The organism is Pseudorhodoferax sp. LjRoot39, from assembly GCF_964253035.1.
Lineage (GTDB): Bacteria > Pseudomonadota > Gammaproteobacteria > Burkholderiales > Burkholderiaceae_C > Pseudorhodoferax.
In genome coordinates this window covers 3,358,248-3,383,510 of the sequence record NZ_CAXUQL020000001.1, presented here as the reverse complement: position 1 = coordinate 3,383,510, position 25,263 = coordinate 3,358,248, and the positions used below count along the sequence as shown (strand labels likewise).

The 25,263-nt window shown below is 71.8% G+C and carries 23 protein-coding genes; 9 read left to right on the top strand and 14 right to left on the bottom strand.

Going from position 1 to position 25,263, the window contains the following annotated elements:
- Positions 1 to 26 precede the first annotated feature (26 nt).
- On the top strand, positions 27 to 791 hold the full coding sequence (locus ACSQ4M_RS15810; RefSeq protein WP_436190401.1) for an SDR family NAD(P)-dependent oxidoreductase: 765 nt from the start codon (positions 27 to 29) through the stop codon (positions 789 to 791).
- Between the two features lie 172 nt (positions 792 to 963).
- On the opposite strand, the gene ACSQ4M_RS15805 is transcribed toward ACSQ4M_RS15810, so the two are convergent.
- The gene (locus tag ACSQ4M_RS15805) at positions 964 to 1,566 is read right to left on the bottom strand and encodes a TetR/AcrR family transcriptional regulator (protein ID WP_436190400.1); all 603 of its coding nucleotides are present in this window, start codon (positions 1,564 to 1,566) and stop codon (positions 964 to 966) included.
- Positions 1,567 to 1,644: 78 nt separating this feature from the next.
- On the opposite strand from ACSQ4M_RS15805, the gene ACSQ4M_RS15800 reads away from it, so the two are divergent.
- Genes ACSQ4M_RS15800 through ACSQ4M_RS15790 form a run of 3 tightly spaced genes read left to right on the top strand, consistent with a single transcriptional unit; the run spans position 1,645 to position 4,997 of the window.
- Entirely contained in the window at positions 1,645 to 2,937 is a 1,293-nt protein-coding gene (locus tag ACSQ4M_RS15800; RefSeq protein ID WP_436190399.1) for an MFS transporter, read from the top strand.
- Between the two features lie 4 nt (positions 2,938 to 2,941).
- Positions 2,942 to 4,033, top strand: a complete 1,092-nt coding sequence (locus ACSQ4M_RS15795) for a hypothetical protein (RefSeq protein ID WP_436190398.1) — start codon at positions 2,942 to 2,944, stop codon at positions 4,031 to 4,033.
- Positions 4,034 to 4,076: 43 nt separating this feature from the next.
- The gene (locus tag ACSQ4M_RS15790; RefSeq protein ID WP_436190397.1) at positions 4,077 to 4,997 is read left to right on the top strand and encodes a ketopantoate reductase family protein; all 921 of its coding nucleotides are present in this window, start codon (positions 4,077 to 4,079) and stop codon (positions 4,995 to 4,997) included.
- Positions 4,998 to 5,027: 30 nt separating this feature from the next.
- Here ACSQ4M_RS15790 and ACSQ4M_RS15785 read toward each other — a convergent pair whose 3' ends face one another.
- The 8 genes from ACSQ4M_RS15785 to ACSQ4M_RS15750 all read right to left on the bottom strand — a co-directional run bounded on the left by ACSQ4M_RS15785 (position 5,028) and on the right by ACSQ4M_RS15750 (position 13,548).
- Positions 5,028 to 5,330: a flagellar basal body protein gene (locus tag ACSQ4M_RS15785; RefSeq protein WP_436190396.1), complete on the bottom strand. Its 303-nt coding sequence runs from the start codon at positions 5,328 to 5,330 to the stop codon at positions 5,028 to 5,030.
- 64 nt (positions 5,331 to 5,394) lie between these two features.
- Entirely contained in the window at positions 5,395 to 6,630 is a 1,236-nt protein-coding gene (chrA, locus tag ACSQ4M_RS15780) for a chromate efflux transporter (RefSeq protein ID WP_436190395.1), read from the bottom strand.
- Positions 6,631 to 6,694: 64 nt separating this feature from the next.
- Entirely contained in the window at positions 6,695 to 7,075 is a 381-nt protein-coding gene (locus ACSQ4M_RS15775; RefSeq protein ID WP_436190394.1) for a hypothetical protein, read from the bottom strand.
- Between the two features lie 38 nt (positions 7,076 to 7,113).
- On the bottom strand, positions 7,114 to 10,230 hold the full coding sequence (locus ACSQ4M_RS15770; protein WP_436190393.1) for an efflux RND transporter permease subunit: 3,117 nt from the start codon (positions 10,228 to 10,230) through the stop codon (positions 7,114 to 7,116).
- Positions 10,231 to 10,236: 6 nt separating this feature from the next.
- Entirely contained in the window at positions 10,237 to 11,334 is a 1,098-nt protein-coding gene (locus ACSQ4M_RS15765; RefSeq protein ID WP_436190392.1) for an efflux RND transporter periplasmic adaptor subunit, read from the bottom strand.
- Positions 11,331 to 11,855: a hypothetical protein gene (locus ACSQ4M_RS15760; protein ID WP_436190391.1), complete on the bottom strand. Its 525-nt coding sequence runs from the start codon at positions 11,853 to 11,855 to the stop codon at positions 11,331 to 11,333. Before ACSQ4M_RS15760 ends, ACSQ4M_RS15765 begins: the two co-directional genes overlap by 4 nt.
- A 25-nt stretch (positions 11,856 to 11,880) precedes the next feature.
- A complete protein-coding gene (locus ACSQ4M_RS15755; RefSeq protein WP_436190390.1) occupies positions 11,881 to 13,131 on the bottom strand; it encodes a TolC family protein in 1,251 nt (416 codons plus the stop codon).
- Positions 13,132 to 13,203: 72 nt separating this feature from the next.
- Positions 13,204 to 13,548, bottom strand: a complete 345-nt coding sequence (locus ACSQ4M_RS15750; RefSeq protein ID WP_436190389.1) for a hypothetical protein — start codon at positions 13,546 to 13,548, stop codon at positions 13,204 to 13,206.
- A gap of 136 nt (positions 13,549 to 13,684) precedes the next feature.
- Between ACSQ4M_RS15750 and ACSQ4M_RS15745 the strand changes: the two genes are divergently transcribed.
- The 3 genes from ACSQ4M_RS15745 to ACSQ4M_RS15735 all read left to right on the top strand — a co-directional run bounded on the left by ACSQ4M_RS15745 (position 13,685) and on the right by ACSQ4M_RS15735 (position 16,137).
- Positions 13,685 to 14,362 (top strand): heavy metal response regulator transcription factor, encoded by a 678-nt coding sequence (locus ACSQ4M_RS15745; protein WP_436190388.1) that lies wholly within the window; start codon positions 13,685 to 13,687, stop codon positions 14,360 to 14,362.
- Positions 14,359 to 15,705, top strand: coding sequence for a heavy metal sensor histidine kinase (locus ACSQ4M_RS15740; RefSeq protein WP_436190387.1), 1,347 nt, complete (start codon positions 14,359 to 14,361; stop codon positions 15,703 to 15,705). Before ACSQ4M_RS15745 ends, ACSQ4M_RS15740 begins: the two co-directional genes overlap by 4 nt.
- 66 nt (positions 15,706 to 15,771) lie before the next feature.
- Positions 15,772 to 16,137: a DUF4148 domain-containing protein gene (locus tag ACSQ4M_RS15735; RefSeq protein ID WP_436190386.1), complete on the top strand. Its 366-nt coding sequence runs from the start codon at positions 15,772 to 15,774 to the stop codon at positions 16,135 to 16,137.
- A gap of 7 nt (positions 16,138 to 16,144) precedes the next feature.
- Here ACSQ4M_RS15735 and bluB read toward each other — a convergent pair whose 3' ends face one another.
- Positions 16,145 to 16,837, bottom strand: a complete 693-nt coding sequence (gene bluB, locus ACSQ4M_RS15730) for a 5,6-dimethylbenzimidazole synthase (protein ID WP_436190385.1) — start codon at positions 16,835 to 16,837, stop codon at positions 16,145 to 16,147.
- 26 nt (positions 16,838 to 16,863) lie between these two features.
- Positions 16,864 to 17,565: a pentapeptide repeat-containing protein gene (locus ACSQ4M_RS15725; protein WP_436190384.1), complete on the bottom strand. Its 702-nt coding sequence runs from the start codon at positions 17,563 to 17,565 to the stop codon at positions 16,864 to 16,866.
- Between the two features lie 245 nt (positions 17,566 to 17,810).
- Between ACSQ4M_RS15725 and ACSQ4M_RS15720 the strand changes: the two genes are divergently transcribed.
- Entirely contained in the window at positions 17,811 to 19,970 is a 2,160-nt protein-coding gene (locus ACSQ4M_RS15720) for an autotransporter-associated beta strand repeat-containing protein (RefSeq protein WP_436190383.1), read from the top strand.
- Between the two features lie 36 nt (positions 19,971 to 20,006).
- Here ACSQ4M_RS15720 and ACSQ4M_RS15715 read toward each other — a convergent pair whose 3' ends face one another.
- From ACSQ4M_RS15715 to ACSQ4M_RS15705, 3 genes are read right to left on the bottom strand one after another with little or no spacing between them, the layout of a single operon-like run.
- The gene (locus ACSQ4M_RS15715) at positions 20,007 to 21,812 is read right to left on the bottom strand and encodes a TRAP transporter large permease (RefSeq protein ID WP_436190382.1); all 1,806 of its coding nucleotides are present in this window, start codon (positions 21,810 to 21,812) and stop codon (positions 20,007 to 20,009) included.
- On the bottom strand, positions 21,809 to 22,855 hold the full coding sequence (locus tag ACSQ4M_RS15710) for a TRAP transporter substrate-binding protein DctP (protein WP_436190381.1): 1,047 nt from the start codon (positions 22,853 to 22,855) through the stop codon (positions 21,809 to 21,811). Before ACSQ4M_RS15710 ends, ACSQ4M_RS15715 begins: the two co-directional genes overlap by 4 nt.
- Positions 22,856 to 22,862: 7 nt before the next feature.
- A complete protein-coding gene (locus ACSQ4M_RS15705; protein ID WP_436190380.1) occupies positions 22,863 to 23,717 on the bottom strand; it encodes a TRAP transporter TatT component family protein in 855 nt (284 codons plus the stop codon).
- A 160-nt stretch (positions 23,718 to 23,877) separates the two neighbouring features.
- On the opposite strand from ACSQ4M_RS15705, the gene ACSQ4M_RS15700 reads away from it, so the two are divergent.
- Positions 23,878 to 25,086 carry an ABC transporter substrate-binding protein gene (locus ACSQ4M_RS15700; protein ID WP_436190379.1) on the top strand — a complete coding sequence of 403 codons (1,209 nt, stop codon included), beginning with the start codon at positions 23,878 to 23,880 and terminating at the stop codon, positions 25,084 to 25,086.
- Positions 25,087 to 25,263 lie beyond the last annotated feature (177 nt).

Here is a 25,263-nt window from a genome sequence, read left to right as displayed (position 1 = left end):
CGCGTTCCAACACAAGGAGGCAACGCATGTCACTGTTCTCACTGGCCGGCCAGGTGGCCATCGTCACGGGTTCCTCGCGCGGCATCGGCCGCGCCATCGCCGAGCGCATGGCCGAGCATGGCGCCAAAGTGGTCATCTCCTCGCGCAAGGCCGAGGCCTGCGAGGAGGTGGCCGCCGGCATCTGCCGCGCGCACGGCGCGGGCGCGGCCATCGCCATCGCGGCCAACATCTCCTCCAAGGACGAACTGCGCCACCTGGTCGGGGAGACCGCGCGCCGGCTCGGCCCGGTCGACGCACTGGTCTGCAACGCCGCCAGCAACCCCTACTACGGGCCCATGGCCGGCATCGAGGACGCGCAGTTCCGCAAGATCCTGGAGAACAACGTCATCGCCAACCACTGGCTGATCGGCTTTGCTGCGCCGGGCATGCTGGAGCGCAAACGCGGCAGCATCACCATCGTCTCGTCCATCGGCGGGCTGCGCGGCTCGCCCATCATCGGCGCCTACTGCATCTCCAAGGCCGCCGACATGCAGCTGGCGCGCAACCTGGCGGTGGAGTACGGCCCGCACAACGTGCGCGTGAACTGCATCGCGCCGGGGCTCATCAAGACCGACTTCGCGCGGGCGCTGTGGGAGGACGAGGAGCTGCTGACGAAGCGCACCGCCACCACGCCGCTGCGCCGCATCGGCGAGCCCGACGAGATCGCCGGTGCCGCGGTGTTCCTGGCCTCGCAGGCCGGCGCATTCATGACCGGCCAGAACCTCGTCATCGACGGCGGCGTCACGTGCTAAGACCACCCCTCTGAATGTCTCACTTCGTGTAGACATCCGATCCCCCTCCAGGGGCGCCGCCAGCGGCCTGGCAGAGCCAGTTCCGCGGCGTCTGCTGGCATGGCCTGCTCCGCGGCCTTCTGAACAGCGCCATGCGAGCCGATGCCATGCCGTTCGAAAGGCTCGGAACGGATCAACGCACTGCCAAGCCGCCCAAGCTCTCCAGCACCCCGCGCACCTGCGCCAGCACGGCGTCGGCCTCGGCTCGGTCGGCCTTGGCCATGCCGCGCGAGATCGCCATCGCGCCGACCAGCGCGGCCACCATGGTGCTGGCTAGCGCCTGGCGCTCGGCGGGAGAGCCGTCAGCCGGCAACGCCGCCTCGACCCCTGCGCGCAGTTCAGCAAACGCATCGGCATAGCTGCGGCTGACGGCCTCGCCCTGGCGCGCGGTCTCGCAGGCGGTCGACACCAGCGGGCAGCCTCTGGCCATGTCGTCACGCACGTCCAGGCTCAGATAGCGGTCCAGGTAGTTCGCCAGGCTGCGCTGGCGGCCCGCGCCGGCCCCTCCTGCGCGCGCGACCCGCCCGTGCCCGGCCTCGAAGGCATACGCGAAGGCCTGGGCCGCCAAGTCCTGCTTGTCCGCGAAATGCTTGTACAGCGCACCATGCGTGAGCCCGGCCTGGCGGCACACGTCGGCCACGCCCACGCCGTCGATGCCGTGCTGCTTGAACAACTGGCCCGCGGCTTCGAGCAAGGCCAGCTTGTTCTGCTGCGCCTGTTCCTTGGTGACTTTCATCGCATGCCCCTGCGTTGACAATTTTTGATTGCGGTCATTATCATTGAAGCCTTCGCCACCGCAAAACCCCCACACACCATGCTGGCCCATCGACTTGCCGCGCTGCTGCAGCGCCGTGGCATCCACTACGCCTGGGCCATCGCGGCCATCACCTTCCTGGCCATGCTCGTGACCTCGGCCGCGCTGGGCCTGCCCGGCGCGCTGATGCAGCCGCTGGGCAAGGAGTTCGGCTGGAGCACGACCGAGCTCTCGTCCATCTTCGCCACGCGCTTCGCGCTGTACGGCCTGCTCGGCCCGTTCGCGGCCGTGGTGCTGATGCGCTACGGCGTCTCGCGCGTGGTGGCCTTCGCCGCCGCCGTGATCGCCAGCACGCTGGTGCTGGGTGTGTTCATGCACACGCTGGGCGAGGCCTTCGTGCTGTGGGGCGTGGTGCTGGGCGTGGGCACCGGGCTCACCGCCATGGTGCTGGGCGCCATGGTGGCCAACCGCTGGTTCGTGCAGCGCAAGGGCCTGGTCATGGGCCTCTTGGCCGGCAGCAGCGCCACCGGGCAATTGCTGTTCCTGCCGCTGGCGGCCTGGCTGATCGAGCAGCACGGCTGGCGCTGGGCCTTGCTGCCCATCGTCGCGGCCTCGGCGCTGGTGTTCACGCTGGTGCTGCTGTTCATGCGCGACAGCCCCGCCGCCATGGGCCTGGCGGCCTATGGCGCCGATCCGGCCGCCGCGCCGGCCCCGGCCGCCCCGCGCGCCGACTGGAAGCTGCCGTTCCAGACGCTGGCCAGCGCCTCGCGCGTGCCGGCCTTCTGGGTGCTGGCCGGCACCTTCTTCATCTGCGGCCTCAGCACCAACGGCCTGGTGCAGACGCACTTCATCTCGCTGTGTGGCGACTACGGCCTGGGGCCCGTGCCGGCGGCCTCGGTGCTGGCCATGATGGGCATCTTCGACCTGATCGGCACCACGGCGTCGGGCTGGCTGTCGGACCGCTACGACAGCCGCAAGCTGCTCTTCTGGTACTACGGCCTGCGCGGGCTGTCGCTGTTCTGGCTGCCGTACTCCGAGTTCACCATCGCCGGGCTGTCGCTGTTCGCCGTGTTCTACGGGCTGGACTGGATCGCCACCGTGCCGCCCACCGTCAAGCTGGCCGCAGCCGAGTTCGGCCCCGAGCGCGCGCCCCTGGTGTTCGGCTGGGTGTTCGCGGCGCACCAGCTCGGCGCGGCGGTGGCGGCCTATGGCGCGGGCCTGTCGCGCTCGGTACTGGCCTCGTACACGCCCGCGCTGTTCACGGCCGGCGCTGCCTGCCTGGTGGCCGCGGCGGCCGTGCTGCTGGTCCGCGCCCGCACCGCCCCGGCCGCCCTCGCCCCCACGCGGTCCTGACGCCATGGTCCGCGCATGGATCGGCGCGCTGGGGCTGTTCGCGGCGCTCGCCGCGCAGGCTGCGCCACCTGCCGTGCCGCGCGTGCCGGCGTCCGATGCCGGCACTGCCTGCGACCAGCAGGCCCAGCCCGCCGGCTGCCTGCTGCGCGTGGCGCTGCCGCAGGACGCAGGCCAGCTGGCCTACTACGTGTCGCAGCAGCCCGGCGCGGCGCCGGCACCCGACACCGCCTTGCTCGTCATGCACGGCTACCCGCGCGATGCGGCGCACAGCTTCAACGCCGGCCTCGCCGCGGTGGAAGGCGCGGGACTGCGGGGGCGCGTGCTGGTCGTGGCGCCGCTGTTCCAGGTCGCACCAGGGCAGGCGCAGCGCTGCCACACGCCGGGCGAGAAGCCCGCGCAAGCCGGCGACGCGCTGTGGCGGTGCGGCGCCTGGCTGGCCGGCGAGGCCTCCAGCGGTCCGCATCCCATCACCTCGTTCGCCGCACTCGATGCGCTGGTGGCCGAGCTCGCGCGCCTGTGGCCCGGCCTGCGCACCGTCACGCTGGCGGGGTTCTCGGCCGGCGCCCAGCTGCTGCAGCACCACGTGGCCTTCGCGGCCGACGCGCCGGCTGGCGTGCGGCTGCGCCATGTGATCGCCGATCCGGGCACCTGGCTCTACTTCGATCCGGTGCGACCACAGCCGCCACAGGATGGGCTGCCCACTGCCGCCCCGATGGCGCTGCACACGCCCGATGCCGCGGCCTGCCCGCGCTACGACCAGTGGAAGTACGGCGTGGCCGACCTGCCCGCCCACCTGGGCGACGCGGCTGCTGCACGGGCACGCTACCGCGCGGCAGACCTGGCCTACCTGGCCGGCGCGCTCGACAACGGCCCGGGCCCCGGCAACGCGGACAAGCTGCTGGACCACAGCTGCGCGGCCCAGCTGCAAGGCCCTTACCGCCTGCAGCGTGCCCAGGGCTACGCGGCCTACGAAGCGCAGGTGCTGCGGCCGCCACAGCCCAGGCCGCTGCAGGTGGTGCCAGGGTGCAGGCACGACGTGGCCTGCGTGCTGCCCTCCGCGGCGGCGCGGCCGCTTCTTTTTCCTGGCGCGCGCTGACCAGCCTGCGTGCGCCTGCCCTCTCTCCACAACAGGTGACCCCATGAAGATCCTCGTCCTCGGCGCCGGCGCCATCGGCGCCTACTACGGCGCCCGGCTGCTGCAGGCCGGTGCCTCCGTCTCCTTCCTCGTGCGCAGCGCGCGCGCCGGCCAGCTGCGCGCGCACGGCCTGCACGTGCACAGCGAACTGGGCGACTTCCACGGCCCTGTCGACGTGGTGGAAGCCGGCGGCGCCCTGCCCGCAGCCGACGTGGTGTTGCTGGCCTGCAAGACCTACGACCTGCCCGAGGCCATGCGCAGCATCGCGCCCGCCGTCGGCCCGCACACGGCCATCCTGCCCTTCCTGAACGGCATGCAGACCTACGACCTGCTCGACGCCGCGTTCGGCAAGGCGCAGGTGCTGGGCGGCGTGGCCTACATCGCCGTGGCGCTGCAGCCCGATGGGTCCACGCGCCATCTCGGCGCCGCCGACCGCGTGGTCCTGGGCGCGCGCACGACGCAGCTGCAGTTGCTGGCCGACGACCTGTACGGTCTGCTGGCGCGCAGCCCCGGCCTGCGCGCGGTCGATCAAGACATCGTGCAACAGCTCTGGAACAAGTGGGTCATGCTGTGCAGCGGCGCCGCCGTGACCTGCCTGCTGCGCGGCAGCATCGCCCAGATCCTGGCCACGGCGCATGGCCGCGGCCTTGTCGAAGCCGCCCTGGCCGAGTGCCTGCAGGTCAGCCGGGCCGAAGGCCACCCGCTGGCGCCGGAGGCGGTCGCGCAGATCCGGGGCCTGCTGCTCAATCCCGCCTCCGCCTGGAAGGCGTCGATGGCGCGCGACATCGACGCCGGCATGGCGAAGCTGGAAGCCGATGGCATCGTCGGCGACATGCTGGTGCGCGCTGCGCGCCACGGCGTGGCGGCGCCGACCTTGCAGGCCGCCTATGCGCATCTGCAGGTCTACCTGCAGCAGGCGGCGTAGTCCGAAGCGGCGCGGGCCTGGGCTATCGGCTCAGGCGTAGACGTTCAGCAGCGCGCCGGCCATGCGGTCGGCGGTGCGGAACACGGTGGCATTGGCCACGAAGGCGTTGCGGGCCGACAGCTGGTCGACCACCTCGGATTCCAGCGACACGCCGACAGACTCGGCCCGCCGCGTCGCCGCGTCCACGCCACCGACCTCGCTGCGCGACTGCTGCACCACCTCCAGCCGCGTGAACCCTTCGGTCTGCACGTTGGCGACGTTGTGCGCAGAGGCCTGCAGCCGCTGCTGGGCGGCCTGCATGCCGCTGGAGGCGATGGAAGAAATCGGTGCCATGGCCGCCATTGGGCCACGCATTGGCACGCCATTCAAGCGAATAGTCGACGTGATTGGCGAAAGATCACGACATCCAGCCCAGCGCCTGGCCTGCCGCCGCCGCCAGCGCAACGACCAGCACAGGCGAGCAGCGGCCGACCACGAGCAGGCCGAAGGCCGCCAGCGCGAGCGCGAAATCGCCACGCCCCTGGATGCCGCTGGTCCACACCGGGTCGTACAACGCAGCCAGCAGCACGCCGACCACGGCCGCGTTGACACCGGCCAGCGCGGCCTGCACGCCAGGCCGCACGCGCAGCAGTTGCCAGAACGGCAGCGCCGCCAGCAGCACGAGCGCGGCCGGCGCGAAGATCACCAGCAACAGCAGCACGCCGCCCACCCAACCCTGCCACGGCCACTGGGCCGCCGCCCCCAGGTAGGCCGCGAACGTGAACAGCGGGCCCGGCACTGCCTGCGCCGCGCCGTAGCCGGCCAGGAATTCGGCATTGCCGAGCGCGCCGCCCGGCACCACGCTGGCCTGCAGCAGCGGCAGCACCACATGGCCGCCGCCGAACACCAGCGCACCGGCGCGGTAGAAGCCGTCGACCAGCGCGGCCGTCGGCGAGCCGCTGGCCAGGGCCCACAGCGGCAGCACCGCCAGCGGCAGCAGGAACAGCGCCAGCGCCAGTGCAGCGCCGCGGCGCGACAGTGGCCAGCGCTGCGGCGCGGGCGCGGCCGTGGCGGCCGGCAGCCGCAGCAGCCAACGCCCCACGATGGCTGCGCCTGCGATCACGAGCACCTGGGCCAGCGCCGCCGGCCAGGCCAGCAGCACCAGCGCCGCCACGATGGCCAGCGCGGCGCGCTGGCGGTCCGGGCACAGCGTGCGCGCCATGCCCCAGACGGCCTGCGCCACGATGGCCACGGCCGCCACCTTGAGGCCGTGCACCCAGCCTGCGTCGGCCAGCGCGGGCCAGTGCACGATGGCGCCGGCCAGCGCGATCAAGGCGAGCGCCGACGGCAGCGTGAACCCGGCCCAGGCGGCCAGCATGCCCCAGCCACCGGCCCGGCCCAGGCCCAGTGCCATGCCCACCTGGCTGCTGGCCGGCCCGGGCAGGAACTGGCACAGCGCCACGAGGTCGGCATAGGCGGCGTCGTCGAGCCAGCGCCGCCGCTCCACGAACTCGGTGCGGAAGTAGCCCAGGTGGGCGACCGGCCCGCCGAACGATGTCAGGCCGAGCTGGAGGAACACCAGCAGCACGCGCCAGGGACTGTCGGACGGGGCAAGAGGCTGCGACGCGGCAGGTGGCAAGGTGGGCTGGGGCATGGCGATCGAATCGGGCGCACATCCTATAGCGCCGGCATGACCGTGCGCCGCCCTGGCCGCGCGCCTACTTCAGCGCGAAGCGCACGTTCGCCGGCTTCTTGCCCGCCAGCTGCACTGTGGCCACCACCTTGGTGCCGGCGGCGGTCGGGAAGCTGCCCTTGGCCTCCAGCCGGTCGCCGGCTGGCGCGAGGACGGCCTCGGTCTTGGCGCTGCCGGCCAGCAGCGTGAGCTTGCCGGTGGCACCCTCCAGCCTGGCGGCCTTGCCGTGGTCGCGTACGTACAGCAAGAGGGTGTCGGCCTTGGCCACGAGTTCGAAGTCCATGTCGCTGGCCTCCACCACCACGCCGCCGTGCAGCGGCTGGTGGTCGTGGCTGTCCTTGTGGGCCTGGGCCGTGGCGATGGAGCTGGCCAGGGCCAGTGCGGCGAACAGGGTCAGGGATTTCATGTCGGTTCCTCTGTAGAAAGCAATGGTTGGGGAAGGCATCACAGCGCCTCGGTCGCGCCCTCGGCAGCGAGACGCTCGGCGTCCTTGCGGCCGAAGAGCCAGAACATCGCCGGTGTCAGAAAGGTGTCCAGCAACGTGGAGCTGACCAGCCCCGAGAAGATCACCACGGCCACCGGGTGCAGGATCTCGGTGCCGGGCCGCTCGGCCTCGAACAGCAGCGGCGCCAGCGCGAAGGCGGTCACCAGCGCCGTCATCAGCACCGGGCTCAGCCGCTCGATGGAGCCGCGCAGGATCATCTTGTGGTCGAAGGCCTCGCCCTCGAAGCGCATCAGGTTGATGTAGTGGCTGACCTTCAGGATGCCGTTGCGCACCGAGATGCCGGCCAGCGTGATGAAGCCCACCAGCGCCGCCACCGACAGCGGCTGGCCCGAGATCCACAGGCCCAGCACCGCGCCGACCAGCGCCAGCGGGATGTTGGCCATGATCAGCAGCGCCAGCCGCGTGCTCTGGTAGCGGCTGAACAGCACCACGAACATCAGCACCAGCGAGACGATGGAGAGCAGGCCCACCAGGCGCGAGGCCTCTTCCTGCGCCTGGAACTGCCCGCCCAGCGTCACGAACGTGCCCTCGGGCAATGCGTGCGCGGCCACGGTGGCGCGGATGTCGGCCACCACGTCGGACAGCGGCCGGCCCTGCGCGTTGGCCGAGAGCACGATGCGGCGCTTGCCGTCGTCGCGGCTGATCTGGTTGGGGCCGTCGCCGTCCTCGATGCGTGCCAACAGCGACAGCGGCACGCGGCCCGTGGGCGTCTCCACCAGGATCTGCGCCAGCCCTTCGACCGAGCGCGCCTCCTCCGGCAGCCGCACCACCAGCGCGAAGCGCCGGTTGCCCTCGACGATCTGCGTCACGCGCTCGCCCTCGACCAGGCTCTGCAGCTGGGCCAGCACCTGCGGCGCGGGCACGCCGTAGCGCGCCGCGGCCGCGTAGTCGATGGCCACCTTGATCTGCGGCGCCAGCACCTGCTTCTCGACCTCCAGGTCCGCCAGGCCCGGCACCGTGGCCAGCTTCGCGCGCAGCGCCTCGGCCTGGCCGCGCAGCTGGTCCAGGTCCTCGCCGAAGATCTTGATGGCGATCTGCGAACGCACGCCCGACAGCATGTGGTCGATGCGGTGCGAGATCGGCTGGCCGATGGCAATCGCCGCCGGCAGGTTCTGCAGCCGCGCGCGGATGTCGGCCTGCACCGCATCCATGCTGCGCGTGATCTCGCCGGGCGGCTTCAGACCCACGTCGAGCTCGCTCACGTGCACGCCCTCAGCGTGTTCGTCGAGTTCGGCGCGGCCGCTGCGCCGGCCCACGTGCGTGACCTCGGGCACACCGGCGACCAGCCGCTCGGCCTGCGCCGCCAGCGCAGAGCTTTCGGCCAGCGTCACGCCGGGGTTCAGGCGCAGGCCGATCAACAGCGTGCCCTCGTTGAACGGCGGCAGGAAGGTGGTGGCGAAGAAGGGCACGGCCGCGGCCGCCGCCAGCACCGCCAGCGCACCGGCCGCAATCGCCTGGCGCGGATGGTTCAGCACCGGCTGCAGGCCGTTGCGGTAGCGCGCCTTGAGCCAGGCCAGGAGCTTCGTATCGCCATGGTCCAGCGACTGCATGCGCGGCAGCAGGTACAGGCTCAGCACCGGCGTGACGGTCACCGACACCACCAGGCTGGCCAGCGTGGAGACGATGAAGGCCACACCCAGCGGCACGAACAGCTTGCCCTCCATGCCCGGCAGCGCGAACAGCGGCACGAACACCAGCACGATGATGATGGTGGCGTACAGGATGGCCGAGCGCACCTCCATGGTCGCCGCGCCCACCACCTGCAGCGGGTTCCAGGTATCCGGGTGCGCGGCGCGCTGCTCCTTCAGGCGCCGCATCACGTTCTCGATGCCGACCACGGCGTCGTCCACCAGGCCGCCGATGGCGATCGCCAGGCCGCCCAGCGTCATGGTGTTGATCGACAGCCCGAAGCCGCGGAACACCAGCGCCGTGGCGAAGATGGACACGGGAATCGCCACCAGCGCAATGATGGTGGTGCGCAGGTTTCCGAGGAACAGCAGCAGGATCACGGCCACGAACACCGAGGCGCCGATCAGCTTGCCCTGCAGCGTGGTGATGGACGCCTCGATGAAGCTGGCCTGGCGGAAGCTGACCTGCGGCGCCTGCATGCCGGCGGGCAGCGCGGTCTTCATTTCCGCCAGCGCGGTCTCGATGGCCTTGGTGAGTGCGATGGTGTCGGCCGTGGGCTGCTTCTGCACGCCCAGGATCACGGCAGGCTGGCCTTTGAGGCCCGCATCGCCGCGCTTGATGGCGGGCGCGAAGTCCACCTGCGCGAGTTGCCGCAGCAGGATGGGTTGGCCACTGCGTGCCGTCAGCGCGAGCTGGCGCAGGTCTTCCAGGCGCGAGGTGCGGCCCAGGTGGCGGATCAGGTACTCGCGCCCGTTCAGTTCGAGGAAGCCGCCCGAGGTGTTGGCCGAGAAGCCCTTGAGCGCCACCTCCAGCTCCTCGTGCGTGATGCCGAGTTCGGCCATGCGCGCCGTGTCGGGCTGCACCTGGAACTGCCGCACCTCTCCGCCGATGGGAATCACCTGGGCCACGCCCGGGATCGCCAGCAGGCGTGGGCGCAGCACCCAGTCCGCATACTCGCGCACCGCCATCGCGCCCATTTTTTCGGTCTCGATGGGGATCGCGATCTGCATGATCTCGCCCATGATGGAACTGATCGGCCCCATGCGCGGCACCACGCCCGCGGGCAGGCCCTCCTCCATCGCCGACAGCCGCTCCGACACCATCTGCCGCGCGCGGAAGATCTCGGTCGACCAGTCGAAGGTCACGTAGAGGAAGGACAGCCCCGCGCTCGACGTGGAGCGCACAGCCTCCACGCCGGGCAGGCCGTTCATGGTGGTTTCCAGCGGGAAGGTGATGAGCTGCTCCACCTCCTCGGCCGCCATGCCGCCGGCCTCCGTCATGATGGTGACCGTGGGCTTGTTGAGGTCCGGGAACACGTCCACCGGCATGGTGGACAGCGTGAACGCTCCGTAGGCGACCAGCACCACGCCCGCGATGATCACCAGCAGCCGGTTGGCCAGGCTGCTGTCGAGTAGCCACTTGAACATGCTGGCCTACCGGATCTGGTTCACGAGGCTGGCACCTTGGTGCACCAGACGGTCGCCGGGTTTCAGACCCGAGGTCGCGACCACGTTCGCGCCGTCCAACGGCTCGGTCGTCAGCACGCGCGGCGCGAAGCGCTCGGGCGCGACCTTGACCCACACGATGCTCTGGTTCGACGGGTTGCGCGCGATGGCCGCGGCGGGCACGGGCACGCCAGCCAGCTGGCTCCTGGTCTGCACCACCACCTGCACGGGCTGGCCCACGGCCAACGCCTGCAGGGCCGGGCCTTCGGCCGCGAACTGCAGCGGCAGCGCCTGCTCGCGCAATGCACGCGCCGCGCCGACGAAGCGCAGCGGCACGCGCGCCGATCCGACCGCCAGCGCACCGCCGGCGATGTCGGCTGCGAGGGCCGGGTCGTAGGCCAGGGCCTCGATGCGCAGGCGCGTCGGGTCGACGATCTCGAACACCAGTTCGCGCGCATCGACCACGCTGCCTGCCACGGCCTGGGCCGAGGCGATCACGCCGGCCACGGGCGCCACCAGCGCCTCGCGCAGCGACAGGCCAGCCGACATCACGCCGGCTCGCTCACCCAGGCTGGCCAATTCGCTCTCGGCCGCCTCGATCTCCTTGCGCGGCACGGTGTCGGCCAGCTCGCGCAGGCGTGTCAGCCTTTTCTCCGCCAACGCACGCGCAGCGCGCAGCTCGGCTACCTGCGCTGCCTGGCCGGCGCGCTCCAGCGGCGCGGCGGCCGGCACCACATAGGCCAGCACCTCGCCCTTGCGCACGGCCTGGCCGGGCGTGGGGAAGCCGCGCGGGCCGGGCTCCAGCCGCCCGGGTTGCGTGGGCTGTACGCGACCACCCGCGTTCGGGTCCATCACCACCTTGCCGGCCAGCGTGAAGGCGCGGGGAAGCTGCTTCTCTTCGGCTACCAGCGTGCGCACGCCGATCTGACGCTGCGCGGGCTTGGGCAGGAACACGCTGCCGTCGGGCAGGCGCTGCGGGCCGTTGGCGTTGGCGACTGCCGGGGCGCCGCCATGGTCATGGCCTTCACCTGCCAGTGCGGGAGCGGCCAGCAGCGCGCTCAGCAACATGCTTGCGAGGGTCTTCATGCGGCGGCTCCCAGCTTGGTGCTGCGGCGTTGGAACAGGGCCGCCAGCGCGAGGACGACCACCAGGCCGCCACCTGCCCATGGCGCCCAGACGCGCCAACCGTCCGCGTGCGGCGCTTGGGCAACTGCCTCGGCATGGATGTCCAGCTCGCCGGCCAGCAGGTCGGCATCGGCGCCGGCCGTGACGGTGGCCGTCACCGGGTGCGTGCCAGGGCCAGGCTCGGCGGCCAGCTCGGCCTCGAATTCGCCAGCGCCCACGGGCTTCAGCGTGATGGCTTGGCCGTTCAGTTCCAGCGCCAGCTGGGCGTTCTCCACGGGTGCATTGCTGGGCGCGTGGTCCAGCCAGACACGCAGGTGGTGGCCGTCGAGCACGCCGACCAGTTCGAACAGGTCCGAGCTGGCGGCGAAGCGCGGCAGGGCCGGGCCGACGGCTGCCGGCTCGGCGCCGCCATGGTCGTGGCCGTCGCCAGCGCGCGCAGGGCTGCCCAGCAGCAGCGCCAGGGTCAACAGAAGGAATCGCATGAAGGTGCTTTCGCGAGAAAGGGATTTACTGGGGCAAGAGGCCCAGGGCTTGGCGCAGTGTTGAAACGGCCTGGTGCACGGCCACGCGGGCGCGCGCGCTCTGGCGCTCGGCCTCGTGGGCTTCCTGCTCCACGCGCAGGCGCGTGGGCAGATCGCTTTCGCCGAGCCGGAACGACTTGTCGTAGAAGCCGCGCGTCTGCTGTGCCAGCGCCACGCGCCGCGCGCTGGCTTCGGCCACGGCAGTGGCGGCGGCCAGGCGTGCCTGCGCGGCCGCACTGTCGGCCGCCAGGCGCTGCACTTCGAGCAAGTGGGCCTGCTCGGCCTCGATGCGCTCGGCGCTGGCCGTGGCCACCTTGGCGCGGTGGCCCGACGACGAGCCGAGCGGCACGCGCACGCCGAAGCTCAGGCTGCGCGCGTAGGGCTCGCCGCGCGCGCTGCGCTCGCGGCCGGTCAGCAGCGTCAGCTCGGGGTTGGCGCGCTTCTGCACGGCGGCCAGCTCCTGCGCATGGCGCGCCAGCCGGGCGCGGTCGTCCAGTTCGGCCAGCGCCGGGTGGTCGGCGGCGGGCGTGGGATCGGCCAGGGTGGCCGGCCGTGGCTCGGCACCGCTGGCGCCAGGCGCCGCCACACCCAGCGCGGCCAGGGCCTGGCGCGCCTGCACCAGTGCGGCACCTGCCTCGGCCTGCTCGGCCTGGGCGGTGGCCACGGCGCCGTCGGCCTGGTTCTGGTCGGCGCGCGACAGGTCGCCGGCCGCCACGCGGCGTGCCACGTCGCGGGCCAGTTGCGCCGCGTTGTCGTGCCGCGCCTGCGCGGCCTGCTGCTCCAGCAGCGCCAGCTGCCAGGCCCACCAGGCCTCGCGCAGCTGGCCGGCCAGGCGCCACTGCATGGCGCGCAGCCGGCTCTCCTGCGCCAGGCCTTCGGCGTCGGCCTGGGCCTGCGTCAGAGCGCGCTCGCGCGGCAGCCACAGGGGCACGGAGACGCCGGCCTCGATCTCGTAGGCGCCGTCGTTGCCGGTCAGCCTGTCGGTCTTGAGAGAGGCCTGCAGGGCCGGCGGCTCAGGCGTCCAGCGCTCGGCCGCGGCGCGCTGGGCCTGGCTGGCGTCACGGCGCACCTGCGCGGCGGCCTGTTCGGGCTGGCGTGCCCAGGCCTGGGCGAAGGCCTCGGCCAGGTTGGCGGGCACTGCGGCGGGAGACTGGGCCAGGGCCGGCAGGGCCGCCAGCACCAGCACGGCAGCACCCAGCCCGCGCGATGCCCGCCGGGGCGAAAACTTCCAAAGCATGCGAATCCTCGTGGGAGCGGACAGCGTGTCCGCGAACCGGCCCGCAGCGGGGCCGACCGAAGCCGAAAGGGCTCAGGCGAGGAAGTGGTGTGGCGGACGGATCAGCGGCTCGGGCTGTCCGTGGGTGATGCTGCGCCGGTACGGCGTGGCGTGGCTGGCATCGGGCACGGCCGCCGGCAGCGCAGCCGGCCAGCCCAGCAGCACGGCGCACATGCCGCCGTGGCAGCCCACGCAATCGAGGTGCGGCACCTGCGGCCCGCTCCCGTCGTGCGCCGGCTCGTCCGCATCCAGGTGCACGTGGTGGCCGAAGTGCGCCTCCATGGTCACTGGCTCGTGCTGGCACACCTCGGCCGCCGCGGACCAGGTGGCCTGCAGCATCAGCACGAGCATCAGCACGATGGAGAGGAAACGGCGCATGGAGAACGACGCAGTGAATGGGGTTGCTGCATTGCAACAGCGGCGCGAGTGTAGCGGCCCGACATGCCACCCTGGCAACAAAGCGGATGACAAATTTGTCATCGGAATCGCGTTGCCACGCGGCCCACAATGCCGCATGCAATTGCTGGTGATCGAAGACGAAACCAAGCTCGCGCAGTACCTGCAGAAAGGCTTGCGCGAAGAAGGCTTTGCGGTGGACGTGGCGAACGACGGCGTGACCGGCCTGGAAGCGGCGGTGCAACACGCCTACGACCTCATCGTGCTCGACGGCATGCTGCCCGGCCTGGATGGTCTGGCCGTGCTGGCCGCGCTGCGCCAGAGCCGGCAGACCCCCGTGCTCATGCTGACCGCGCGCGGCGAGGTCGAAGAGCGTGTGCGCGGACTGCGCAGCGGCGCCGACGACTACCTGGTCAAGCCCTTCGCCTTCTCCGAACTCGTGGCGCGCATCCAGGTGCTGCTGCGCCGCGCCAGCAACACGCCGGCAGAAGCCACGGTGCTGCGCCTGGCGGACCTCGAAGTCGACCTGATCCGCCGCCGCGTCACGCGCGCCAGCCAGCGCGTGGACCTGACCAACAAGGAGTTCAACCTGCTCACGCTGCTGCTGCGCCGCCAGGGCGCGGTGCTGTCGCGCACCGAACTGGCAGCCCAGGTCTGGGGCATGAACTTCGACAGCGAGACCAACATCGTCGAGGTCGCCGTGCGCCGGCTGCGCGACAAGCTGGACCGCCCGTTCGAACGGCCACTGCTGCACACGGTGCGCGGCATGGGCTACGTGCTCGAAGTGCGCGCATGACATCGAGGAGCCTCGGCGCACGGCTGTCGCTGTGGCTCGCGTTGCAGTCGCTGGCGGGGCTCGGCCTGGTCTGCGGCGCGCTGTACCTCGCATTGGACTGGACGCTGGCGCAGCGCCGCCACGAGACGCTGGCGCAGAAGGAAACCGCCGTGCGCGAACTGCTGGCCGAGGGCCGCGCCGACCACCGGCCCGAGGAGCTGCCGCACCTACTGGACGACATGCTGGCCGGCCACGGCGACCTCGCGCTGACGCTCACCGACGGCGCCGGCCGCACCGTGTTCGCGCGGCCCCTGCCTGCGGACGTACCGGCCCCCGCGCACCGCTTCGCCGTGACCGTCGATGGCTGGCCCGCAGCCGTGCAGGCCACGCTGCAACTGGACCCGCGCGCCGACGCGGCCCTGCTGCGGCGCATGGCCTGGCTGCTGCTGCTGGCCGCGCTGGGCGGCACAGCGGTCATCTCGCTGGGCGGCTGGCTGCTGGTGCGCCTGGGCCTGGCGCCGCTGCGCCAACTGGCGGCGCAGACCGGCCGGCTCGACGCCGATACCTTGGCCCAGCGCCTGGACGGCCGCGCCCAGCCGGCCGAATTGCAGCCCTTGATCGCGCAGTTCAACGCCCTGCTCGACCGCCTGGCCACGGCCTACGCGCAGATGGAGGCTTTCAACGCCGACGTCGCGCACGAGCTCAACACACCGCTGGCCACGCTGATCAGCGGCAGCGAACTGGCACTGCGCAAGTCGCACAGCGCGGCGGAGCTGCAGGAGGTGCTGGGCTCCAACCTCGAGGAGCTGGACCGGCTCGCCCACATCGTGGCCGACATGCTGTTCCTCTCGCGCGCGCAGCGCGGCAGCAGCGCGCGGCGCACGCAGGTCGCCAGCCTCGCAGCGCTGGCGGCCGAAGTGGCCGAGTTCCACGAGGCCGCGCTGCAGCAGGCCACGCTCGCGGTGCGCATCGAGGGCGACGCCTCGGCCGCGGTCGATGCCGGCCTGCTGCAGCGCGCGCTGTCCAACCTGCTCGGCAACGCCACGCGGCATGCCACGCCGGGCAGCACGGTGCGGCTGGCCATCGCGCGCCAGGACGGCCGCACCGAGATCACGGTGGAGAACGCCGGCGCGGCCATCGCGCCCGAGCACCTGCCGCGCCTGTTCGACCGCTTCTTCCGCGCCGACCCCGCACGCAGCCAGGCCGACCAGCACCATGGCCTGGGCCTGGCCATCGTGGCCGCGATCGCGCGCATGCACGGCGGCGGCACGCTGGCCGACTCCAGCGGCGGGCGCACGCGCATCGGCCTGTGGCTCGGCGAGATGCAGATGACGCAAACGTCATCGAACGGTGCGGCTTCCTGAGGTTTGGGTTTCCACAATTCAATGCACCGCGCAACACCGCGCGGACCATTCGACAAAGGAAACACCATGCCTCGCTCCACCGCCCTCCTGCTCTCCCTGACCGCCGTGTTCGGCCTGGCCCAGCCTGCGCTGGCGTCCGACGCACCGGCGCTCACGCGCGAACAGGTGCGCGCCGAGGTGCTGCAGGCGCAGGCCCGTGGCCAGTTGCCGGCCGGCGGCGAGGCCGGCGTCTGGACGGTGCCCGCCACCGGCACGCCGCTGAGCCGCGCGCAGGTGCTGCGCGAACTGGCCGCGTCCGGCCCGGTGCCCTCGGGCGAGGTCGGCGACATCGGTGCGCTGTCGGCCGACCACCGCGACACGACGCGCGCCGAGGTGCGCGCACAGGCCGTGCAGGCGCTGCGCGCGGGCGCGCTGCCGGGGGGCGAACTCTGAGCGCGGGTCAGCGGCCCGGCCAACGGTCGGTCGCCACCATCTCCTCCAGCGGCCGGCCGTGGCGCCAATCCTGCAGCTCCAGCATGGGCCGGGCATAAAAGGCCGGCACCGGCCCCAGGCACAGCACCGCGATGGCCTGCGCGCCCTCGGGCAGCTGCAGCAGCTGCCCCAGCGCCGCGGGTTCGAACAGCGAGACCCAGCCCAGCCCCAGGTTCTCAGCCCGCGCCGCCAGCCACAGGTTCTGGACCGCACAGGCGGCCGAGCACAGCGCCATGTCGCGCGGCATGGTGCGCCGGCCGAACAGCGTGCCGTCGTCGGGCGCCAGCACGGCCACCAGCAGTTCGGCGCAATCGCGCACGCCCTCGACCTTGAGCGCGAGAAACTCGGCGCTGCGCTGCTGCATGGCCGCGGCCGTGGCCTGCCGTTCCTGTTCGACCAGCTGCGCGATGCCTTCGCGCAGCGCAGCGTCGCGGATGCGGATCAGCCGCCAGGGCTGCATGAGGCCGACCGAGGGCGCGCAGTGCGCGGCGTGCAGCACGCGCGCGAGCACCGCGTCCGGCACCGTCTGCCCGGGCACGAAGTGCCGCATGTCGCGGCGCGCGTGCAGCACGCTGTACAGGCTGGCCCGGTCCTGCGCGTCGAAGCAGGCGTCGGACACGCCGTCCGGCGCGTTGGACAAGGAAGATTCAGGCAGGTGCATGGGCGCGATTTTCCGCGACGCGGCGGCTACAGCACCGTGATGCCCAGCGCGGCGACGATGCCCGCCGCCTGCTCGGTGGACAGCGTGCATCCCTTGAAGTGCTGGGTCAGTTCGCCGACCTGCACGGCGCCCAGTTCCGTGCCGCTCAGGTCGGCATCGCGGAAGGTGCAGCCCTTGAGGTTGGCGCCCCGCAGGCTGCCGCCGACCAGGACGGCCTGCGTGAAGTCGCAACCGCCCAGGTCGGCTTCGGCGAAGTTCAGCCCCTCCAGCCGGGCCTTGCGGAACGAGATGCCGCGCAGGTCCGCGCTCACCAGAATGGCCGCGCTGAAGCGCAGGCCCAGTGCCTGGGCCTGGTGGAAGCTGGCGCCTGTCAGCTTGGTCTCCGAGAACGCCGCCGCGGACAGGCGCGCGCGCGACCAGGACGCGTTGTTGTAGTCGCCGCCCTCGAACTGCGCCTCGGTGAGGTCGGCCATGTCGAACCTGGCGAACGGCGCGCGGCAGCCGGCCCAGCGGGTGCGCGCCAGCGCAGCCTTCTCGAAGGCCGTGCCCTCGAAGCTGCATGCGACGAAGCGCGCGCCCGACAGCGCGAGTCCGCCGAGGTCCTGGTGGTCGAAGCTGCAGCGCTCGAACCGCAGCGCACGGCCGCCATGCGCCCCCAGTTGGTCCACAACGGCCGTCCGGTCCAGTGCCAAGCCGATGGTCGGGGCTGCTTCAGTGTCTGTGTGCATGTGCTCTGGGTGGGTGCGCCTGTTCGCGGCTGGCGGATTCAGGTGGTGCAGCGGTGGTCTGCTGCGGGACGTTCGTCCTCTTGTGCAGCACCGGCATGGCGGGCGGAATTCTAGGAGCTGGTGGAGCCCGGCCCGGCGTGGGCGCACACGGCGCCATGCCCCCCGGAACGCTGCCCTGTCATCACCATTTCACGGTGTGCTGCGCATAGTGTCCGGCTGTTCATTTTTTGCAGTTCAGCTCCCACATGCCGACCTTCGCTTGTCTCCCCGCCCATCGCAATCCATTCGCTCTGCGCGCCGTCGCCCTGGCAGCGCTGCTGGCATTGGCGGCCTGTGGCGGCGGGGACGATGCACCCTATGCCATCCCCGCCCCGCCTGCCGGTCTGGGCACCGAAACCATCGCCGTCGCCGCGCGCGCAGCGACCAGCATGCCGGCCTCGCGCACCGACGTGCCCCGGTACCGCGAAGACGCCACCGTCTACAACTCCGGCCGGCACGATGCGACGGCCAATGGCAACAACGCCTGCTACGCCGACCACACCACCAACAGCACGCTGCGCATCCTGTCCGGCTTCCTGGACATCTGGGAACCGTCCGAACGCAAGATGAACGGCTTCAAGGCCTCGGACTACGCCGGCATCTTCGCCAACGGCGCGACCACGCCGGACACGAACGTCGCCGGCAGGCAAGCCTGCGACGCCTTCGCGCTGACCAGCTGGAACGGCGTGTGGCACGTGCTCACCTCGGACAACACCAACGGCACGCCGGGCCAGGCGCCCACGGCGGGCACGACGGGGACGGTCAGGAACAGCGCGCTGTTCCTGCAGAACATGGCGTATTCGTCCAAGTTGACCACGCAGACCACCTACACCGACGCGCAGAAGGAAGAGATCCGGCTGGACGACACCGGCAACAAGGTCACGCGCACCGTCAAGGGCGGCGCGCTGGGCCCGCTGGGCCAGGCCTGGGACGACCTGGCCGGGAACCCCAGCTCCGGCTGGGGCAACACGAACGCCACGACCAACCCCGCGTTCGGCGCGGTGCTGCAGTTCGTCGACAACGCCACCGTGGGCAACATCGCGTCCGACAACGGCCCCAAAGGCTTCTACAAGTTCGCGCGGCCCTACCGCTGGTCCGCCGCCGACAGCAGCCTGCCCGAGGTCCGCGTGCTGCCCGAACTGCTGGTGCGCCGGGCCGCCGGAGCCACCGCCGCAGCCGCACAGACCAGCGCCCAGCAGGACTCCGACTTCCCCAGCGGCCACACGGCCGAGTTCGTGCGCTACTCGATGGCCATCGCCTACGTGGCGCCGCAGCGCTTCCACGAAGCCGTGGCGCGCGGCCTGGAGGCCGGCGAGAACCGCATCCGCGCGGGCATGCACTCGGCCCTGGGCGTGATGGGCGGACGCATGCTGGGCTCGTCGGTCTGGATGCCGTTCCTGAAAGGTGCAGGCGACCGTGGCCTGGCCTACACCGAGGCGCAGCGGCTGGCCGTGTTCGAGCAGGCGCAACAGCAACTGCGCGGCAAGCTGGGCGTGACCACCGGCGTCGAACTCTGGAATTCCGCGCATGCGGCCAGCGTCGGCGACGACCGCTTCTCCGACTTCGCAGCCGCGAAGGCGGACTACCTGCGCCGCCTGACCTTCGGCTTCGCCAAGGACAGCAGCAAGGCCGGCCAGCCCGCCGTCGTGCCCAAGGGCATGGAGACGCTGCTGGAAACCCGCTTCCCCTACCTCAGCGCCGACCAGCGGCGTGCCGTGCTGAAGACCACGGCCATCGATTCGGGCTACCCCGTGCTGGACGACGAGGAAGGCTTCGGCCGCCTGAACCTGTTCGATGCGGCCAGCGGCTACGGCCGGCTGGAAGCCGACGTGACCGTCACCATGAACGACAGCACCGCCGGCTTCTGCGTCTCGGGCTTCTGCTCCTTCGACCGCTGGCGCAACGACATCGGCGGGGCCGGCAAGCTGACCAAGCAGGGAACCGGCGCGCTGGCCCTGACGGGCGCGAACACCTACAGCGGCGGCACCATCGTGGCGGCCGGCACCCTGCGGGCGGACTCCGCAACGGCGCTGGGCACGGGCGCGGTCTACGTCGATGGCGGCACCCTGGCCACCAACGGCACCCAGCTCAATGTGGCGGGCACCTACACGCAGAAGGCCGGCAGCTTGCACCTGGCACTGTCCAGCAGCACGGCCGGCACGCTGGTGGTGGGCGACCACGCCGCGCTGGCGGGCACGCTCCAGGTGACGTTCACCAACGGCTACGTGCCCAAGGCCGGCGACACCATCGTGGTGCTCAGCGCCAAGGGCGTGCACAACCGCTTCGACACAGTGGCCGTGGACGGCTTTGCCAAGTCCACGGTGCGCTATGGCGCCAGCAGCGTGACCATCCAGCTGGCCAGCTGACGGCGCGTCGGCCCGGGGGGCCACCCCACGCCCGCTCTACTGGAGCAGCCTGGGCAGGCCCGTCGACAGCGCCGGCCACAGCGCGATCAGCAGCGTGCCCGCGAAGATCGCCAGCATGGCCGGCAGCACCGAGCGCGCCACATAGGGGATGGGCTTGCCGAACATGGCCGAGGCGAAGTAGATGTTCATGCCAGCCGGCGGGCACAGGAAGCCCGCCTCCATCGCGGCCAGGAAGATGATGCCGAAGTGCACTGGGTCGATGCCGTAGCTCAGCGCCAGCGGCAGCAGCAGCGGCACCAGCACCGCGAGCGCCGCGAAGATCTCCATGAGCGCGGCGGCCACGAACAGAAAGGCGCACAGCGCCAGCAGGAACACGTACTTGTTCGGGATCGCGGCCTGCACCCAAGCCACCGCCAGTTCGGGGATGCCGGCGTCGACGAGGAAGTTGGTCAGCGCCAGCGCCATGCCCAGGATCAGCATCACGCCGCCGATGACCTGCGCGCATTCGGCCAGGCAGCGGCCGAGCCCGCGCCAGTTGAGTTCGCGGTGCAACAGGCCCTGGGTGGCGAGCGCGTAGGCCGCGGTCAGCGCGGCGCTCTCGGTCGGCGTGGCCAGGCCGCTCACGAGCGCGCCGATGGCCACGAAGGGCGCGGCGACCTCCCACTTCGCAGCCCACAGCGCGGCACGCACCGCTGCGAGGTCGGCGCGCGGCCGCACCGGCTGCACGGCCGCGCGCTGCCCTGTGCGCAGGTAGCCGCCCAGCAGCAGCAGGCAGGCCACCATCACGAGCGCGGGCACCAGGCCGGCGAGGAACATGGTCGCGATCGGCACGCGCGCGATCACCGCGTACATGATCAGCGGCACCGAGGGCGCCAGCAGAACGCCCAGCGCGCTCGCGCTGGTGACCATGCCGATGCCGCGCTGCTCTGGGGTGCCGGATTGGCGCAGCAGCGGCAGCAGCAGGCCGCCCAGCGCCAGGATGGTCACGCCGCTGCCACCCGTGAAGGCGGTGAAGGCCGAGCACAGCAGCGCGGCTGCCAGCACCGTGCCGCGCGGACCGCCGCCGAACAGCACCACGAACAAATCGCCCAGCCGCTGCGCCGCACCCGTGCGCGCGAAGGCCAGGCCCGCGAGCGTGAACAGCGGCAGCGCGGGCAGCGAGGGGTTGACCGTGATCTGGTAGTGCGACAACGCGATCGAGGCCAGCGGCAGGCCATCGCTCCAGAACAGCGCGAGCGCCAGACCGCCCAGCACGGCGAACACCGGCGCGCCGGCCAGCAGCAGCATCAGCAGCACGGCGAAGGCTGGCGCCAGCGGCAGTGCCGTCTGCCCGGCCAGCGCGGCCATCCACCAGCCCGCCAGCGGCAGCGCGGTGGCCGCGGCGACGCGCAGCGGCAGCAACGTGCCGACACGTGCGCCCAGGCGCAGGCCCAGCAGCACGAAGCCCAGCGGCAGGCAGGCCTGCACCCACCAGACCGGCATGCCATAGGCCAGCAACTGGCCGGCGCCACGCTCGGCAGCGACGAGCTGCCAGCCTGCATGCGCCAGCATGCCGCACAGCAGCGCCGAACCGGCGGCCGCCAGCATGCGCACGCGCGCCTGCGTGGTGGCGCTGCCCAGCCGGTCCAGGCCGCCGCCCAGGCTGGTCAGGTGCCCGAGCCGCTCGGCCGCGATGGCGCCGAACATGGCCACCACCAGGCCCAGGTGCTGCACCAGCACGGCGGCGTTGTCCACGCCGCGGCCCATGTGCGGGCGCAGCGCCATCTCGACCAGCGGCAGGGCGACCATCAGCGCCAGCGCGACGGCGGCCGGCAGCACATCGAGCCGTTGCAGCGTGCTCACCGGGCGCGGCTGGCGCGGAAGGCCTTGAGGTGGGCGAAGACCTCGTCGAAGGTCTCGGCCGGCACCATGCTGCCGCGGATGCGCGGGTACAGCGCCTCGGCCAGCGCATTCCACTCGCGCATCTGCTCGGCGTTGGGCGTGTGCACGACGAGGCCTCGCTTCTTCATGGCGGCCACGGCCTCATCGACCTCGGCGCGGGCCTGGATACGCATCTGCCGGCCAGCCTGCTCACCGGCAGTGCGCAGTGCCTGTTGCACGGCGGGGGCCATGCCGTCCCAGGCCTTCCTGGTCACCACCAGCGCGCCGACGATGGGCGCCCAGTTGATGTCCAGCATGTGCGGCGCGCTGTCGTAGATCTGGCCGGCCAGCGCGAAGTACGGCGTGGACGGCACCACGCTGATCATGCCGGTCTGCAGCGAGCGCAGCACGTCGGCGGTCTCCAGCGGCACGGGCGTGTAGCCCAGGCTCTTCATGATGGCCTGCTGCTCGGGCTCCGAACCCCAGGCGAAGAACTTCATGCGTTTGTAGTCGTCGGGCCGCACCGCGGCCTCCTTCGAGAAGAAGCGCACCCAGCCCGCGTCGCCCCAGCCCAGCACGACGAAGCCGCGGTCCGCGAAGCGCTGCTCCATGGACGCGCGCATCTTCTCGCGCACGTGGTCGACCTCGTCCCAGTCGCGGAACAGGAGCGGCAGGTTCTGCAGCGCGGCGATGCCGGGCTCGATCTCGCGCAGGCCCACCACCGACATCAGCGCGCCCTGCAGCTGGCCGATGCGCATGCGCCGCGCCATTTCGGCCTCGCCCCCCTGGCTGCCGTCGGTGAACACCGTGAAGCGGCCCTGCCCGCCCTGGGCGGCGCGCCAGGCTTCGCCCAGCACCAGCAGCTGCTGGTGGTAGGGCGAGTTGCGCGGCACCAGGGAGCCGATCCGAAGTTGCTGCAGTTGCTGCTGTGCCTGGGCCTGGCCGGTGCCTGAGATGGCAAAGCCCGCCAGGGCCAGCCCGATCTGGCGGCGGCGCAGGGCGATGGGCGGGGAAGTTGTCGTCATGGAATGTCTAGAACCTGTCGTCGATGGTGTCCAGCAGCCACTGGGCGCGCTCGCCCATGACCTGGTTGCCGAGATCGGGATGTGCTGCGGCGGCCTCCAGGGCCTGGCGCAGCAGGCGTTCGAAGAGCGCACGGTCGTCCCGGGCCAGGGCCTCGGCGCGCGCCACGAACACGCCGGCATTGCGGCCGGCGCCGTAGCGCTCGGCCGCGTCGAACAGGCGCGCGGCCTCGACGCGGCTGCCGCCCGGGCGCGCGGCCTCGAAGTTGGCGACCAGGCTGGCCAGCGCGCCCGCGCCATGGCCGGGCGCGACGCCGAAGGCCAGCCGCGCGAGCCTGGCGGCCAGCGGCAGGTCGGCCACCAGGTCGGGCTGGTCGGTGGACAGTGCGATGCGCGCGCCCCAGGCGGCCGCGGCCCAGTAGGCCAGGGTGACCTGGTCGGCATCGAGCCGCGCAGTGTCCGCAGACAGGCGGTTCAGAAAGCCGCTCTGGCGCTGCTCCAGCGCCGCCAACGCATGGCGCTGGGCCCGCCCATACAGCTTCGCGGCGCGATGGCGCAGCCGCTGCGCGGCCACGGCGTCGCGGCCTTCCAGCCGGTCGGCGTCGAAGGCCACGAAGGCATAGGCGTACTGCGTGAACCCACCGGCCACGGCCTCGGCCAGGGCCTGGTGCTCGGGCACCTGCTGCAGCAGCGACTCCGACAGCTTGAGCTGGAAGGCGCTGGCCTCGCGCACGAGCTGCAGGTCGTCCTCGGGCACCGTGGACGGCGCGGCCAGCGCATCGGCGGCGCGGTTCAGCACCAGGCGGCTGGGCGAGCAGGCGGCGAGCAGGGCCAGGCAGAGGATCGAAGCGAAAAGACGCCGCACGTGCGATGGGTCAGACCGTGGTCATGGGATGCGGGCATGCTAGGCAGGCCGCATGAAGCTGCGGTGACACGCGCCGGGCTAGACTGCCCCTCGGCGCCGCGCGCCCCCACGACCACCCGCCAAGATGTTTCCGACGCACTGCTCCTCCCTCGCACGCGGCATGCGCACCTGCGCCGCCGCCCTGCTCGCCCTCGCCCTCGCCCTCGTACTCGCACTCCCTGGCACCGCATCCGCCCAGAAGCGCTACGACCCGGGCGCCAGCGACACCGAGGTGCGCATCGGCCACATTGGCCCCTACTCGGGCCCGGCCTCGGCCTACGGCACCATCGGCAAGGCAGCCAGCGCCTACATCGCCAAGGTCAATGCCGAGGGCGGCGTCCACGGCCGCAGGATCGTGCTGCTCAGCGTGGACGATGGCTACAACCCGGCCAAGACGGTCGAGCAGGCGCGCAAGCTGGTCGAGCAGGACGAGGTGCTCGCGCTGTTCGCCCCGCTGGGCACGGCGCAGAATCTGGCGATCCAGCGTTACATGAACACGAAGAAGGTGCCCCAGCTGTTCGTGGGCACCGGCGCCACGCGCTTCGGCGATGCCAAGGCCTTCCCCTGGACCATGGGCTGGCAGCCCACCTACCAGGACGAGGCGCGCATCTATGCCCGGCACATCCTGGCCACCCGGCCGCAGGCCAAGGTGGCCGTGCTGCTGCAGAACGACGACTTCGGCAAGGACTACCTGAAGGGCTTCGTGGACGCGCTGGGCGACAAGGCTGCGAGCATGCTCGTGGCCCAGGCCAGCTACGAGGTGACCGACGCCACCATCGACAGCCAGCTCATCGCGCTCAAGGCCAGTGGCGCCGACGTGTTCTTCAACATCGCCACACCCCGGTTCGCGGCCCAGGCCATCCGCAAGGCCGCGGAGACCGGCTGGCGCCCGGTGCAGTACCTGGCCAGCGTGTCGATCTTCGTGCAGGCCGTGCTCAAGCCCGCCGGGCTGGACAACGCCACCGGCGTGATCTCGGCCTCGTTCATCCGCGACCCCGACGACGCGGCGCTGCAGGGCACGCGCGAGCTGGCCGAGTACCGCGCCTTCATGCAGCAGTACTACCCCCAGGGCGAGCCCAGCGACTTCCTCAACGTGCTGGGCTACTCCCAGGCGCAGACCCTGGTGCAGACCATCCGCCAGGCCGGCGACGAACTCACGCGCGAGAACCTCATGCGCCAGGCCGCCAGCCTGTCGATGACGCTGCCCATGCTCTACCCCGGCATCGAGGTGAAGACCGGCATGGACGACCACCGGCCGATCCAGCAGGTGCAGTTGGTGCGCTTCAACGGCACGCGCTACGAGCCGCTGGGCAAGCCGGTGGGGCGCTGAGCGCCTGCACCGCCACATGCCGGACACGACGCGACAGGCCCCCTTGTTTGCGCACGTCCGTGACGGAAGAAGGCGGTGGTGGCCACTCCGCCCGGCGAGCACCGGGTGCAGGCGCGTCGGAGGACGCTACAGTGGGGTCTCTTCCCTGCGCAAGGGATCTTCGGTCCACCCCATCGG